Here is a 14503-nt window from a genome sequence, read left to right as displayed (position 1 = left end):
CTGCCTCAAGCACCGCAAACTGTTCGACGAACACACGGCCTTCCCCTACGAACTCGCCGCCGTCGCTTGACACGCTAAGCGCCTGAGGTGTCTATAGCGGGAAGGGGTCCGCGGACCGTCGGCGACCTACAACGCGGGCAGCTTCGGCAGCGGGCCGCTCGCTGTCAGGCCGGAGCCGTCGCGCCGCCCGGCGAGCCAGCCCAGCAGGTCGGCGGCCGTGCCCCGGACCGCGACCGGTGCGCCCTCCGCCCCGCCGCCCGTGGTCCAGCTACGGCCGTCGCCTGCGCTCAAGCCGGTCGAGGGTACGTCCTTGTGCCCGGCGAAGCGCTGCGCCAGGAAGTCGATCTCCCGGTCCGTGAACTCCGCAGGAAGGTCTTCCAGCTCGTACCCGATGCCCAGATCCACATGGTGCAGCGCCACCTCGACCCATCGCCGGAACGGCACCCGGGACGCGGAATCGGTGACCCCGTTGCGCAGCTCCACCGTGCGCGACCAGTCCGCCGGCGCGTCCCCCGCCGCCTGGAAGCGGGCCGCGCTCTCGCGCAGGTCGGCGAGCTGGGTGTCGAGGGGACGCGGGGCGTCCCGCTCGATGTCGGCGTCCCGTGCCTCGCCGCTCGCGTACATGGGCCGGCCCTCGAGAACGTTCACGAGCGCGTCCGCGTTGCGGGCGAGGTGGGCGAGGACGTGCCCGCGGGTCCAGCCCGGGAGCCGTGACGGCTCGGCGAGCGCCGCGTTGTCCAGTTCGGCGACCGCGCTGAGGAGTCGCTCGGTCGCTTCGCGTACACATGCCAGGTCATGAGCGTGATCAATCATGGGCCTGACATTAGCCCCGCCACACCTTCGGGTGAAGGTGGTGAACCTCGCCCGCAAATCGAAAGCACGTGCTATATCGTCGAGAGCGGCGTCGGGCATGCTGGATGGCCGGAGGTTGTTATGCAACCGGGCAATCCGACCGGCGTTGTCAGTGGCTCCCCCTAGTCTGAAGAAGCACGGGGGCCCCGCCCCTGTCACTTCTCTCAAGAAAGGTGCGGACCGGCGTGGCCGACCGTCTCATCGTCCGTGGCGCGCGCGAGCACAACCTGAAGAATGTCTCGCTCGACCTGCCTCGTGACTCGCTCATCGTCTTCACGGGCCTGTCCGGGTCGGGCAAGTCCTCCCTGGCCTTCGACACGATCTTCGCGGAGGGCCAGCGCCGTTACGTGGAGTCGCTCTCCTCGTACGCCCGGCAGTTCCTCGGCCAGATGGACAAGCCGGACGTCGACTTCATCGAGGGCCTGTCCCCGGCGGTCTCCATCGACCAGAAGTCGACCTCGCGCAACCCGCGCTCGACGGTCGGCACCATCACCGAGGTCTACGACTACCTGCGTCTGCTCTTCGCACGCATCGGCAAGCCGCACTGCCCCGAGTGCGGCCGCCCGATCTCCCGCCAGTCGCCGCAGGCCATCGTCGACAGGGTCCTGGAGCTGCCGGAGGGGAGCCGCTTCCAGGTGCTGTCGCCGCTCGTGCGCGAGCGCAAGGGGGAGTTCGTCGACCTGTTCGCCGACCTGCAGACCAAGGGCTACTCCCGCGCGCGCGTGGACGGGCAGACCATCCAGCTCTCCGACCCGCCGACGCTGAAGAAGCAGGAGAAGCACACCATCGAGGTGGTCGTGGACCGCCTCACAGTGAAGGACTCCGCCAAGCGCCGGCTCACCGACTCCGTGGAGACCGCCCTCGGCCTGTCCGGCGGCATGGTCGTGCTCGACTTCGTCGACCTCCCCGAGGACGACCCCGAGCGCGAGCGCATGTACTCCGAGCACCTGTACTGCCCCTACGACGACCTGTCCTTCGAGGAGCTGGAGCCCCGCTCCTTCTCCTTCAACTCGCCCTTCGGCGCCTGCCCCGACTGCACCGGCATCGGCACGCGCATGGAGGTCGACCCGGAGCTGATCGTCCCGGACGAGGAAAAGTCCCTGGACGAGGGCGCGATCCACCCCTGGTCGCACGGACACACCAAGGACTACTTCGGCCGCCTGATCGGCGCCCTCGCGGACGCCCTCGGCTTCCGCACGGACATCCCGTTCGCGGGCCTGCCGCAGCGCGCCAGGAAGGCCCTGCTCCACGGCCACAAGACCCAGATCGAGGTCCGGTACCGCAACCGGTACGGCCGGGAGCGCGTGTACACCACGCCCTTCGAGGGTGCGGTGCCCTTCGTGAAGCGCCGGCACAGCGAGGCCGAGAGCGACGCCAGCCGCGAGCGCTTCGAGGGCTACATGCGCGAGGTGCCCTGCCCCTCCTGCCAGGGCTCGCGCCTGAAGCCGATCGTCCTCGCGGTCACGATCATGGAGAAGTCGATCGCCGAGGTCTCCGCCATGTCGATCAGCGACTGCGCGGACTTCCTGGGGCAGCTGAAGCTGAGCGCCCGTGACAAGAAGATCGCCGAGCGGGTGCTGAAGGAGGTCAACGAGCGGCTGCGCTTCCTGGTCGACGTCGGCCTGGACTACCTCTCGCTGAACCGCGCGGCCGGCACGCTCTCCGGCGGCGAGGCCCAGCGCATCCGCCTGGCCACCCAGATCGGCTCCGGCCTGGTCGGCGTCCTGTACGTCCTGGACGAGCCGTCCATCGGTCTGCACCAGCGGGACAACCACCGGCTGATCGAGACCCTGGTCCGGCTGCGCGACATGGGCAACACGCTCATCGTCGTGGAGCACGACGAGGACACCATCAAGGTCGCCGACTGGGTCGTGGACATCGGTCCCGGCGCCGGCGAGCACGGCGGCAAGGTCGTGCACAGCGGCTCCCTGGCGGAGCTGCTCGCCAATACCGAGTCGCAGACCGGCGCGTACCTCTCGGGCCGCAAGGCGATTCCGGTTCCTGACATCCGCCGTCCCCGCGACCCGTCCCGGCATCTCACCGTGCACGGCGCCCGCGAGAACAACCTGCAGGACATCGACGTGTCCTTCCCGCTCGGCGTGTTCACGGCCGTGACGGGCGTGTCCGGGTCGGGCAAGTCGACGCTGGTCAACGACATCCTGTACACGCACCTGGCCCGCGAGCTGAACGGCGCGAGGAACGTCCCCGGACGGCACACGCGCGTGGATGGCGACGACCTGGTCGACAAGGTCGTGCACGTCGACCAGTCGCCGATCGGCCGCACCCCGCGGTCCAACCCGGCGACGTACACCGGCGTGTTCGACCACATCCGCAAGCTGTTCGCCGAGACCACCGAGGCGAAGGTCCGCGGCTACCTGCCGGGCCGCTTCTCCTTCAACGTCAAGGGCGGCCGCTGCGAGAACTGTGCGGGTGACGGCACGATCAAGATCGAGATGAACTTCCTCCCGGACGTCTACGTCCCGTGCGAGGTCTGCCACGGCGCCCGGTACAACCGGGAGACCCTGGAGGTCCACTACAAGGGCAAGTCCATCGCCGATGTCCTGAACATGCCGATCGAGGAGGCCACCGACTTCTTCGAGGCCGTCCCGGCCATCTCCCGACACCTGAGGACGCTGAAGGACGTCGGCCTCGGCTATGTCCGTCTCGGTCAGTCCGCCACCACCCTCTCCGGTGGTGAGGCCCAGCGCGTGAAGCTGGCCAGCGAACTGCAGAAGCGGTCCACCGGGCGCACGGTCTACGTCCTGGACGAGCCGACCACCGGTCTGCACTTCGAGGACATCAGCAAGCTGCTGACCGTCCTCGGCGGCCTGGTCGACAAGGGCAACACGGTCATCGTCATCGAGCACAACCTCGACGTGATCAAGACCGCCGACTGGATCGTGGACATGGGTCCGGAGGGTGGCGCCGGCGGTGGCCTCGTGGTCGCCGAGGGCACGCCCGAGGAGGTCGCCGGGGTTCCGGACAGCCACACCGGCAAGTTCCTGCGCGAGATCCTCGGCGCCGACCGCATCAGCGACGCCGATCCGGTGCCGGCGCCGCGCGCCTCCACGGCCAGGAAGACGGCCGCGGCGAAGTCGGCGGCGAGGAAGACGGTGACGGCCAAGGCCAACAACACGGCCACCAAGAAGGCCGCCGCGGCCACGAAGAAGGCGACGCCCGCGAAGAAGACGACGCGGGCACGCAAGGCCTGACACATCAACAGAAATACGGCGCCCCGCGGGAACTTCTCGCGGGGCGCCGCTCGTTCCACCATCAGACGCCCCGGATCCGAGGCCCGACAGGCCCCGCACCACGGCTCCGGCCGAACCTTGACAGCAGCAGAGAGAAGCAGAGAGCAGAGGGAGGGGCCGCTCAGAGCTCGCCGATTTCCGTCGCGTACGGCGGCTCGGCCCCCGCCCGCGAACAGGTGATCGCCGCCGCGCGTGCCGCGAAGCGCAGCAGCCGCGTCCAGCCCTCCGTCCCGAGGGCGGCGAGCGCTTCCTCCGACAGCGCGTCCAGCACGGAAAGTCCGTGCAGCAAGGCCGCGTTCACCGTGTCACCGGCGCCGATGGTGTCCACCACGGCGACCTTCTCGCCCGGCACGCAGTACTCCGCGCCGTCCCGGGTGAACGCGGTCAGACCGTCCCCGCCCCGCGTCACCACCACGGCCGCCGGTCCCGCGGCCAGCCACTCGCGCGGGGTCCCGCCCAACCACTCGGCATCCTCCGCGGAGAGCTTCAGCAGCGTCACCGAGGGCAGCCAGCTCTTGAAACGCGCCCGGTAGGCGTCCGCGTCCGGGATCAGCCCCGCCCGGATGTTGGGGTCGAGCGCGGTGAAAAGCCCCTGTCCGGCCGCCGTGCGCATCAGTTCCTCATAGGCGCTCGCCCCCGGCTCCAGGACGAGCGAGCAGGTGCCGAACGACACTGCACGCGTGCCGGGCGGCAGGGCGGCGGGGGCGCTGAACAGACGGTCGGCGGTGCCCTCGACGTAGAAGGAGTACGAGGCCGAGCCACCCGTGTCGATCGTGGCCACCGCCAGGGTTGTCGGCTCCGGCCCGCGCTCCACGCCCGACACGTCCACGCCCGCCTGCCGGAGCCCGTCGAGCAGGGCCTCGCCGAAGGCGTCGTGCGAGGTCCGGGAGCAGAAGGCGGTACCGGAGCCGAGCCGGCCGAGGGCCACCGCGGTGTTGTAGGGGCCGCCGCCGAGCGCCGGCTTCAGGTCCGCCAGGGCACCAGTGCCCTGCGGTACCAGGTCGATCAGTGCCTCACCGGCGACGACGATCATGAGGCGGTTCCCTTCTCCGACAGGGTGGATGACACGGTGTGCTCCGGCTCGGCGGGCCCGCCCGGTTCCTCCGGGCACCCGCAGGACGTGCGGTGCATGAGCGCGCACGGCAGCCGCACCGTCCGGCGCGGCCGGCGCGGCTCGTCCAGACGCTCCAGGAGCATGCGGACGGCCTGCGCGCCCAACTCCCTGCTGGGCTGGGCGACGGCGGTGAGCCGGGGTGAGAACAGGTCGGCCCAGGCGAAGTCGTCGAAGCAGCACAGGGCGATGTCGTCCGGGACGGACAGGCCGTGCCGGCCCAGGGCGCGCAGGGCCCCGATGGTCATCGCGTTGTTGGCGGTGACGAGTGCCGTGGGCGGATCGGGGAGGGCGAGCAGGGAGGCCGTGGCCTCCTCGGCACCCGCGGACTCGGAGTTACCGGACACGAGAAGCCGCTCGTCGTGGGCCAGACCGGCGGCGGCGAGGCCGTCCCGGTATCCGGAGACACGCTCACTGGTGGTGCTGAGTCCGGACAGGCCCGCGACCAGGCCGATCCGGCGGTGGCCCAGCCCGGCGAGATGAGTGACCAGACGGGCGGTCGGCTCGGCACTCTCGGTGCAGACCTGGTCGTACCAGGGCGCGACTTCTCCAGGAGCCGGACCGGCTCCACCGCCGGCCGCGGCACCGTCCGTCGCGTCCGGGTCGATCAGCCGGTCGAGGAACACGGTCGGTACGGCGTGACGGCGGAGGTAGCCGACCAGTTCGCGCGGGTGCGCGGAGGGGGCGACGATCATGCCGTCCACCCGGCGTTCATGGAGGAGCTGGACGACCTTGCGTTCGTGCCCGGGGTCGTCGTGCGGGTCCGCGATGAGCAGGCTGTAACCCGCTTGCAGGGCGGCGGCCTCGACGCCCTGGAGGAGCTCCGTGAAGTACGGATTGCTGATCGCCGACACCGCGAGCCCGATGGAGCGGGTGCGAGAGGTCACCAGGGAGCGGGCCAGGGTGTTCGGCGTGTAGCCGAGTGCGTCGATGGCCTCCAGCACGGCCTGGCGGGTGTGGGGCAGCACCGGGCGCGTGCCGTTCAGTACATGGGAGACGGTCGCCACGGAGACCCCGGCGCTCCGCGCGACGTCCGCCATGGTCGGCATCGCCTTCACCTCCCTGAACCGATTGAGCGCAGGCCTTCCGGCCGGGACGGTATCCCATCGACCGCCCTCGCGTAAACGCTTACGTAAGCGTTTACGCCCCCTCTCCCTCCTCGGCTCGCCCGCCTGTCCGTCCCGGGTGCCCGCCTCGCGCCTCGCTCTGCCACGCTCCGGCACCCACTCCCCGCAGTCACCGCCCCCGCCCCCAGGGCCGACCCTCCTGCGCGGGTATGGTCGCCCTGCATACCCCTTGAGCAGCGGAGTTCCAGATGCCCGACCGCCCCTCGGCGAGCCGCCGTACCGTCCTTCGAGGTGCCGCCGTGGCCCCGGTCGCCGGGCTCGGCCTGGCGGCGTGCGCGGGGCCGGGCCAGGGCGGCGCGGCCGCGGCGGCACCGACCGCGCCGGTCGACCTGGGTGCCGAGAGCGAGGTCTCCAAGGGCGGCGCCAAGCTCTACCGGGACCACAACGTGGTCGTCAGTCGCGACGGGAGCGGCGCGCTGAAGGCGTACAGCACGATCTGCACGCACGCGGGGTGCCCCATCAACAAACTGCAGGGGACGACCCTGATCTGCCCCTGCCACGGCAGCCGGTTCGACGCCGTGACGGGCAAGGTGGTCCAGTCACCGGCCACCCAACCCCTGACCGAGCTGCCGGTGAAGACCACGAATGGCAGGATCATCGCCGGCCCGGGCGCCTGACCGGACGGCCCGCGCCGAGATCGGGCGGCGCGAGCCTCCTGGGCAGAGCCTCCCAGCGCTGCTGCGCCGCCCAGTACTGCCGATGCGCCGCCGCCCCACCGCTCTCGCGCGCTTCCCCAAGAGGCCTGCCCCACGCTTGCCATCAACCGTGCAGGCGCGCTTGCCATCAACCGTGCAGTCGCTCTGGCGCTGCCTCGTGACGCCACCGCCCGACCACTGTCTCGTGGCCGTCTCCCGGCGTTGCCGCCGCCACGCCGCCCGCAAGCCGCGCAGGCGCCCCGTCACCCGTCGCCCCCTGTCGCCGCCCGACGGCCGCCCCCCCGCCATCGCACCGCGTCACCGCGCGCGCTGCCGCACCCCCACTGCCCGCGCTGCCACACCTCACCGCCCGTGCAAAACGCCGCCAGCCCCAACCGCCCACGCAAAGCGTCACCCGCCACCGCGTCACCCGCCACCGCGATGCCCCGCCACCGCGACGCCCCGCCACTATTCCTCCGTCCCAGGAGCCCCAGCCGTCACCCGGCGCGGCGAAACGGACGCCTCAACAGGCCGAAGCCCAAGGCGACTTCACTCCCAGTCCCACGCGATGCCGACAATGCCCGGACGTATCCGGGGCTCGACCACGTGGACGCAGTGGTGTGGGCCGGTGAGCGGTAGTTCGTGGCGGCCGTTGCGTGGGGCCGCTGTCGAGTGCTGGGTGAAGCGGTGGCAGCGGGTCGGCAGCGCGGCCGCGTCGAAGCGGACCTGGAGTGCGTACTGGCCGCCGGGGAGGGCGAAGCGGTGGAGGTACTCGCGGGAGGGCCCGGCGGTGCCGTCTTCGATGCCGTACCGGAAGAGGAAGGTGTCGCCGACGCGCAGCCGGGTGCCGAAGAGCAGCTCCGCCACCAGTACGCCGGTGTGCTGGTCCCAGCGGATGCGTCCCGTGCGGCAGTTCTCCAGTGCCCGCACTCTGACGTCGTGCGGGCGGCAGCCGGGGTCGCCGTGGTGCACGGCGACGAAGCGGTCGACGCCGTCGCGGTGGGCCCGCACGATGTGGTGGGCCTCGCGGCCCGCGAGCTCGCGCCGGGCGCCGATGCGGACGCATTCGTGGTGGCCCAGGGTGTGCAGGCCGCCGTCGAGGGACCAGCCCAGGTCGGCCCGGAGCCGGTCCAGGACGTCCGAGGCCTCGATCAGGGAACGGTAGGAGCGCCCCGCCGGCCGGCCGGCCGCCGTGCGCTCGTCGGCCTCGGCGAGCAGCCGGATCAGTGACTCGTCCGGCAGCTGAAGGATCTCCTCCAGCGCCCGTACGGCCCGCAGCGACTCCGGGCGCTGCGGGCGGCGGGCGCCCTGCTGCCAGTAACTCAGGCTGGTGACGCCGACCTTGACCCCGTACCGGGACAGGTGGTGCTGGACGCGCTGGAGCGGCAGCCCGCGTGCGGCGATCGCGGCGCGCAGCGCCACATGGAAGGGGCCGCCCCGCAGGGCCGTGTCCAGTTCCGCGGTGGGTAGGTGCGCGTGCTCTGTGGCATGCCGCATGCCGGGGCGCCTTTCTGTGAGGTGTCGCTACGGCTGGTCAGACCGTCTGCGCTGGTGTGCGGGGCCACCCCGTGGGCGCTGTGGACGCCCGTAGCTGCGCACGCCACGCCCGTACGCGTGCGTGCACGGCCCCGAGTTCCCCCGCATTGAAGCGTGTTGACCAGACCCCGACAACACCTCGAACCCGCCACGGCCGAGGCCGGCCGGGCCGCGACCGTGCGCCGGAGCCACCGGCCACGAGCGTCACGCCCGTATGGGCCGGCCGATGGGAAGATCGGCGTGTGACGGAGACCTGGACGTTCGAGGGCGATCACATGGCCGTGACGGCCGAGGAGGCGGGCGCCGTGCTGGGGTGGCGGATCGCCGAGGGCCGTCTCGAAACCTGGCTGACCAGCTCCGCCGGGCGGCTGCTGTCCGTGGTGAGCAACACGGAACGCGCGCTGGTGATGCTTCTCGACGGGGACGGTGATCCGGGCGCGCACGCCGTCTCCCTCGGGTCCCGAGGGGTGAGCGGGGGCTTCCGGCGCGCGAATGGGCAGTGCGACAGGTATCCCGACGAGGACACCGTGCCGCTTGGCGAGGCGTTCCGGATCGTCCGCGAGGTGATCGTTACGGGCTTGCCGCCCGCGGACGCCGGCTGGCGTGCGGACGGGTGAGCGGCACGGGCGCGGGCGTTGTCCACAGGCCCGCCGCGGTGTCGGTGCTCGCCAGTAGGGTGTGAGACATGGCCGATCCCTCCAGCTACCGCCCCAGGCCGGGTGAGATCCCGGACTCTCCCGGGGTGTACAGGTTCCGTGACGAGCACCGCCGGGTGATCTACGTCGGAAAGGCGAAAAGCCTGCGCCAGCGCCTGGCGAACTACTTCCAGGACCTGGCGAACCTGCACCCGCGCACCCGGACGATGGTGACCACCGCCGCGTCCGTGGAGTGGACGGTGGTGTCCACGGAGGTCGAGGCCCTCCAGCTGGAGTACTCCTGGATCAAGGAGTACGACCCCCGGTTCAACGTCAAGTACCGCGACGACAAGAGCTACCCGTACCTCGCGGTGACGATGAACGAGGAGTTCCCGCGCGTGCAGGTGATGCGTGGTCACAAGAAGAAGGGCGTCCGGTACTTCGGGCCGTACGGGCACGCGTGGGCCATCCGGGACACCGTCGACCTGATGCTGCGTGTGTTCCCCGTGCGCACCTGCTCGTCCGGTGTGTTCAAGAACGCCGCCCGCACCGGCCGCCCCTGCCTGCTCGGCTACATCGGCAAGTGCTCCGCCCCCTGCGTCGGCCGGATCAGCCCCGAGGACCACCAGGACCTGGCCGAGGAGTTCTGCGACTTCATGGCCGGCCGCACCGGCGCCTACCTCCGCCGTCTGGAGAAGCAGATGATGGAGGCGGCCGAGGAGATGGAATACGAGCGGGCCGCCCGGCTGCGCGACGACATCGAGGCCTTGAAGAAGGCAATGGAGAAGAACGCCGTCGTGCTCGCCGACGCGACCGACGCCGACCTGATCGCCGTCGCCGAGGACGAGCTGGAGGCGGCCGTGCAGATCTTCCATGTGCGCGGCGGCCGGGTGCGCGGCCAGCGCGGCTGGGTGACCGACAAGGTGGAGGAGATCACCACCGGCGCCCTCGTCGAGCACGCCCTGCAGCAGCTCTACGGCGAGGAGACCGGGGACGCGGTTCCCAAGGAGGTCCTGGTCCCCGCGCTGCCCGAGCCGGTCGAGCCGGTCCAGGAATGGCTGACCGGCCGCCGCGGGGCGAACGTCTCCCTGCGCATCCCCCAGCGCGGCGACAAGAAGGCGCTCATGGAGACCGTGCAGCGCAACGCCCAGCAGGCCCTCGCGCTGCACAAGACCAAGCGCGCCTCCGACCTGACCACCCGCTCGCGCGCCCTGGAGGAGATCGCCGAGGCCCTCGACCTGGACAGCGCCCCGCTGCGCATCGAGTGCTACGACATCTCGCATCTCCAGGGGGACGACGTGGTCGCCTCCATGGTCGTCTTCGAGGACGGCCTGCAGCGCAAGGGCGAGTACCGCCGCTTCCAGATCAAGGGTTTCGCAGGTCAGGACGACGTCCGCTCGATGCACGAGGTGATCTCCCGCCGTTTCCGGCGCTATCTCGCGGAGAAGGAGAAGACGGGGGAGTGGGCCGACGGCGACGGCGCGGCGGATGCGCTCACCGACGGCGACGGCGCGCTGACCGGCACGGACACGATCACCAGCTCCCTCAAGGACGACGATGGCCGCCCCAGGAAGTTCGCGTACCCGCCCCAGCTGGTCGTCGTCGACGGCGGGCAGCCGCAGGTCGCCGCGGCCCGGCGCGCCCTGGACGAGCTGGGCATCGACGACATCGCCGTCTGCGGCCTGGCCAAGCGCCTGGAGGAGGTCTGGCTGCCCGGCGAGGACGACCCCGTGGTCCTGCCCCGCACCAGCGAGGGCCTCTATCTGCTCCAGCGCGTGCGGGACGAGGCCCACCGGTTCGCGATCACCTATCAGCGCACCAAGCGCGCCAAGCGCTTCCGGGCGGGCCCCCTGGACGACGTCCCCGGCCTCGGCGAGACCCGCAAACAGGCGCTCATCAAGCATTTCGGCTCGGTGAAGAGGCTGCGGTCCGCCACAATCGAGCAGATCCAGGAGGTGCCCGGGATAGGCCGGAAGACGGCCGAGACGATCGCCGCGGCCCTCGCCCAGGCGGCCCCGCCCGCACCCGCCGTGAACACGGCGACAGGAGAGATCATTGATGACGAGGAACCCGATACGACGGCGGGTTCCTCGGGGGAGCCCGTAACCGCGGGCCTCCCGGACGAACGACGGGGGCAGGAGACATGACCGAGCACGACGCACAGCGCACAGCGGAGCGAGATCCGGCCCGCAAGGAAGCCGGGCAGGATCAGCCACGCCCCGCGACCGACGAGCAGCCCGCGGTCGACGAGCAGCCCGCGGCCCAGGAAAACGGAGCACAGGTGAGCACGGACGGTACGCCCGCTTCGGCCCCCGAAGCGGCCATCCCCGAGCTGGTGATCATCTCCGGCATGTCCGGAGCGGGACGGTCGACGGCGGCGAAGTGTCTGGAGGACCTCGGCTGGTTCGTCGTGGACAACCTCCCGCCCGCCCTCATCCCCACCATGGTGGAGCTGGGCGCCCGCTCGCAGGGCAACGTGGCGCGGATCGCGGTCGTCGTGGACGTACGCGGCCGGCGCTTCTTCGACAACCTGCGCGAGTCCCTCGCCGACCTGGACACCCGGGGCGTCACCCGGCGCATCGTCTTCCTCGAGTCCTCCGACGAGGCCCTGGTGCGCCGCTTCGAGTCGGTGCGCCGCCCGCACCCCCTCCAGGGCGACGGCCGTATCGTCGACGGCATCGCCGCCGAGCGCGAGCTGCTGCGCGAGCTGCGCGGCGACGCCGACCTGGTGATCGACACCTCCAGCCTGAACGTGCACGAGCTGCGCGCCAAGATGGACGCCCAGTTCGCCGGCGAGGAGGAGCCGGAGCTGCGGGCCACCGTGATGTCCTTCGGCTTCAAGTACGGCCTCCCCGTCGACGCCGACCTGGTCGCGGACATGCGGTTCCTGCCCAACCCGCACTGGGTCCCGGAGCTGCGCCCGTACACCGGCCTCAACGAGGAGGTGGCCGCGTACGTCTTCAACCAGCCCGGTGCGAAGGAGTTCCTCGACCGGTACGCCGAACTGCTGCGGCTGATCGCGGCCGGCTACCGGCGCGAGGGCAAGCGGTATGTGACCATCGCCATCGGCTGTACGGGTGGTAAGCACCGCTCGGTCGCGATGTCGGAGAAGCTCGCCGCGCGCCTGGCGGCCGAGGGCGTGGAGACGGTGCTCGTACACCGGGACATGGGACGGGAATGACGGAACGTACACGGCGGCTCAGCCGGCTGCGGCGGATGGTGCCGGAGGGACGCTCGGGCCGTGCGGCCGCCGAGGCCCGGCCGGTCCGCCCCGCCGAGGCACGTGGCGGCCGGCCCCGCCGCCGGGGCGCGCAGCCCAAGGTGGTGGCCCTCGGCGGCGGCATGGGCCTGTCCGCCTCGCTCGCCGCGCTGCGCCGGATCACCGGCGACCTCACCGCCGTCGTCACCGTGGCCGACGACGGCGGCTCCAGTGGCCGGCTCCGCGACGAGCTGGGGGTGCTGCCGCCCGGCGACCTGCGCAAGGCGCTGGCCGCGCTGTGCGGGGACGACGAGTGGGGCCAGACCTGGGCCCGGGTCATCCAGCACCGCTTCCAGTCCCAGGGCGACCTGCACGAGCACGCGGTCGGCAATCTGCTGATCGTCGCCCTGTGGGAGCAGCTCGGCGACCATGTGCAGGCCCTGGACCTGGTCGGCAAGCTGCTCGGCGCGCACGGACGCGTGCTGCCCATGTCCGCCGTACCGCTGGAGCTGCAGGCCCTGGTCAAGGGGCACGACCCGGAGCACCCGGACGACGTGGACACGGTGCGCGGTCAGGCGAACGTCGCCCTGACGCCGGGCGAGGTCCAGTCGGTGCACCTGGTGCCGCACGACCCGCCGGCCGTGCCCGAGGCCGTGGCGGCGGTCCTGGACGCGGACTGGGTGGTGCTCGGCCCCGGCTCCTGGTTCTCCTCGGTGATTCCGCACCTGCTCGTCCCCGAGTTGCTGGACGCCCTCACGCAGACCAAGGCGCGCAAGGTGCTGTCCCTCAACCTCGCCCCGCAGCCGGGAGAAACCGAGGGCTTCTCCCCGCAGCGTCATTTGGAGGTTTTGGGGCGACACGCCCCTAAACTCGCCCTGGACGTGGTGCTGGCCGACGAGGCCGCCGTGCCCGATCGCGACTCGCTCACCGAGGCCGCCAAACGGCTGGGAGCCGCGGTCGAGCTGGCGCCGGTGGCCCGGACCGATGGATCACCCCGGCATGATCCGGAGCTGTTGGCCGCCGCGTACGACCGTATTTTTCGGATGCATGGAAGGATCGGCCCATGGCGATGACGGCAGCGGTGAAGGACGAGATCTCCCGGCTACCCGTCACCCGGACCTGCTGCAGGAAGGCGGAGGTCTCCGCCATTCTGCGGTTCGCCGGCGGCCTTCACCTGGTGAGCGGGCACATCGTGATCGAGGCGGAGCTGGACACCGCGATGGCGGCCCGTCGTCTCAAACGGGACATCCTGGAGATCTTCGGCCACAGTTCCGAGCTGATCGTGATGGCGCCCGGCGGGCTGCGGCGCGGCTCGCGGTACGTCGTCCGGGTCGTCGCGGGCGGTGACCAGCTGGCCCGCCAGACGGGGCTCGTGGACGGCCGGGGCCGCCCGATCCGGGGACTTCCCCCGCAGGTGGTCTCCGGGGCCACCTGTGACGCGGAGGCGGCCTGGCGCGGGGCCTTCCTGGCGCACGGTTCGCTGACCGAGCCGGGCCGTTCCTCCTCCCTGGAGGTGACCTGCCCCGGTCCGGAGGCCGCGCTCGCGCTGGTCGGCGCCGCCCGCCGGCTGTCGATCGCCGCGAAGGCCCGCGAGGTGCGGGGCGTGGACCGGGTGGTGGTCCGCGACGGCGACGCGATCGGCGCGCTGCTGACCCGGCTCGGGGCGCACGAGTCCGTGCTGGCCTGGGAGGAGCGCCGGATGCGCCGCGAGGTGCGGGCCACGGCCAACCGGCTCGCCAACTTCGACGACGCCAACCTGCGCCGTTCGGCCCGGGCCGCCGTGGCCGCGGGTGCCCGTGTGCAGCGGGCTCTGGAGATCCTCGGCGAGGAGGTTCCCGAGCACCTCGCCGCCGCCGGCCGGCTGCGCATGGAGCACAAGCAGGCCTCCCTGGAGGAGCTGGGCGCGCTCGCCGACCCGCCGCTGACGAAGGACGCGGTCGCGGGCCGTATCCGCCGGCTGCTGGCGATGGCCGACAAGCGCGCCGCCGACCTGGGCATCCCGGGCACGGAGGCCAACCTCACCGAGGAGCTGGCGGACAACCTGGCCGGCTGACCAGTCCGCATCAACAGGCCGTTGCCGGAGCCCGGTTGGGGCTTCGGCACCAGCCCTCTCCTGCCTGACGAGCCTTCGTCCAGTGGCTGTGAAGCGCCCTTGAC

General features: G+C 71.6%; 11 protein-coding genes. 7 read left to right on the top strand and 4 right to left on the bottom strand.

Features of this window, described 5'->3' with window-relative positions; all coding sequences use genetic code 11:
- Window positions 1–126 precede the first annotated feature (126 nt).
- Window positions 127–813 carry a maleylpyruvate isomerase family mycothiol-dependent enzyme gene (locus ACWC0C_RS25195; RefSeq protein WP_449195917.1) on the bottom strand — a complete coding sequence of 229 codons (687 nt, stop codon included), beginning with the start codon at window positions 811–813 and terminating at the stop codon, window positions 127–129.
- 224 nt (window positions 814–1037) lie between these two features.
- On the opposite strand from ACWC0C_RS25195, the gene uvrA reads away from it, so the two are divergent.
- Window positions 1038–4064, top strand: coding sequence for an excinuclease ABC subunit UvrA (gene uvrA / locus ACWC0C_RS25190; RefSeq protein WP_450866029.1), 3027 nt, complete (start codon window positions 1038–1040; stop codon window positions 4062–4064).
- A gap of 160 nt (window positions 4065–4224) precedes the next feature.
- Here uvrA and ACWC0C_RS25185 read toward each other — a convergent pair whose 3' ends face one another.
- Together ACWC0C_RS25185 and ACWC0C_RS25180 are read right to left on the bottom strand one after the other, a co-directional pair.
- Window positions 4225–5136 carry a carbohydrate kinase family protein gene (locus ACWC0C_RS25185; protein ID WP_449195915.1) on the bottom strand — a complete coding sequence of 304 codons (912 nt, stop codon included), beginning with the start codon at window positions 5134–5136 and terminating at the stop codon, window positions 4225–4227.
- Entirely contained in the window at window positions 5133–6263 is a 1131-nt protein-coding gene (locus tag ACWC0C_RS25180; protein WP_450866027.1) for a LacI family DNA-binding transcriptional regulator, read from the bottom strand. Before ACWC0C_RS25180 ends, ACWC0C_RS25185 begins: the two co-directional genes overlap by 4 nt.
- A gap of 266 nt (window positions 6264–6529) precedes the next feature.
- On the opposite strand from ACWC0C_RS25180, the gene ACWC0C_RS25175 reads away from it, so the two are divergent.
- The gene (locus tag ACWC0C_RS25175) at window positions 6530–6958 is read left to right on the top strand and encodes a Rieske (2Fe-2S) protein (protein WP_450866025.1); all 429 of its coding nucleotides are present in this window, start codon (window positions 6530–6532) and stop codon (window positions 6956–6958) included.
- Between the two features lie 567 nt (window positions 6959–7525).
- Here ACWC0C_RS25175 and ACWC0C_RS25170 read toward each other — a convergent pair.
- A complete protein-coding gene (locus tag ACWC0C_RS25170) occupies window positions 7526–8473 on the bottom strand; it encodes a hypothetical protein (RefSeq protein WP_450866024.1) in 948 nt (315 codons plus the stop codon).
- Between the two features lie 281 nt (window positions 8474–8754).
- On the opposite strand from ACWC0C_RS25170, the gene ACWC0C_RS25165 reads away from it, so the two are divergent.
- The 5 genes from ACWC0C_RS25165 (at window position 8755) to whiA (ending at window position 14399) form a co-directional block, all read left to right on the top strand.
- Window positions 8755–9129, top strand: a complete 375-nt coding sequence (locus tag ACWC0C_RS25165) for a hypothetical protein (RefSeq protein WP_450866022.1) — start codon at window positions 8755–8757, stop codon at window positions 9127–9129.
- Between the two features lie 68 nt (window positions 9130–9197).
- Window positions 9198–11294, top strand: coding sequence for an excinuclease ABC subunit UvrC (gene uvrC, locus ACWC0C_RS25160; RefSeq protein WP_450866020.1), 2097 nt, complete (start codon window positions 9198–9200; stop codon window positions 11292–11294).
- The gene (rapZ, locus tag ACWC0C_RS25155; RefSeq protein WP_450866018.1) at window positions 11291–12328 is read left to right on the top strand and encodes an RNase adapter RapZ; all 1038 of its coding nucleotides are present in this window, start codon (window positions 11291–11293) and stop codon (window positions 12326–12328) included. The genes uvrC and rapZ overlap by 4 nt, the downstream gene beginning before the upstream one ends.
- Window positions 12325–13419, top strand: coding sequence for a gluconeogenesis factor YvcK family protein (locus tag ACWC0C_RS25150; protein WP_449195908.1), 1095 nt, complete (start codon window positions 12325–12327; stop codon window positions 13417–13419). The genes rapZ and ACWC0C_RS25150 overlap by 4 nt, the downstream gene beginning before the upstream one ends.
- Window positions 13410–14399 (top strand): DNA-binding protein WhiA, encoded by a 990-nt coding sequence (gene whiA / locus ACWC0C_RS25145; RefSeq protein WP_069781519.1) that lies wholly within the window; start codon window positions 13410–13412, stop codon window positions 14397–14399. Before ACWC0C_RS25150 ends, whiA begins: the two co-directional genes overlap by 10 nt.
- The last annotated feature ends 104 nt before the right edge of the window (window positions 14400–14503 follow it).

The organism is Streptomyces sp. NPDC001709 (genome assembly GCF_053596375.1).
The sequence above is the reverse complement of the archived record's forward strand: the minus strand, read 5'-3'. Positions and strand labels throughout refer to the sequence as shown.

Bases quoted from the DNA above. Each gene is read 5' to 3' on its own strand.
- ACWC0C_RS25150 (WP_449195908.1), top strand. From the start codon at position 12,325: ATGACGGAACGTACACGGCGGCTCAGCCGGCTGCGGCGGATGGTGCCG.
- uvrC (WP_450866020.1), top strand. From the start codon at position 9,198: ATGGCCGATCCCTCCAGCTACCGCCCCAGGCCGGGTGAGATCCCGGAC.
- rapZ (WP_450866018.1), top strand. From the start codon at position 11,291: ATGACCGAGCACGACGCACAGCGCACAGCGGAGCGAGATCCGGCCCGC.
- ACWC0C_RS25180 (WP_450866027.1), bottom strand. From the start codon at position 6,263: ATGCCGACCATGGCGGACGTCGCGCGGAGCGCCGGGGTCTCCGTGGCG.
- ACWC0C_RS25170 (WP_450866024.1), bottom strand. From the start codon at position 8,473: ATGCGGCATGCCACAGAGCACGCGCACCTACCCACCGCGGAACTGGAC.
- whiA (WP_069781519.1), top strand. From the start codon at position 13,410: ATGGCGATGACGGCAGCGGTGAAGGACGAGATCTCCCGGCTACCCGTC.
- ACWC0C_RS25185 (WP_449195915.1), bottom strand. From the start codon at position 5,136: ATGATCGTCGTCGCCGGTGAGGCACTGATCGACCTGGTACCGCAGGGC.
- ACWC0C_RS25175 (WP_450866025.1), top strand. From the start codon at position 6,530: ATGCCCGACCGCCCCTCGGCGAGCCGCCGTACCGTCCTTCGAGGTGCC.
- ACWC0C_RS25195 (WP_449195917.1), bottom strand. From the start codon at position 813: ATGATTGATCACGCTCATGACCTGGCATGTGTACGCGAAGCGACCGAG.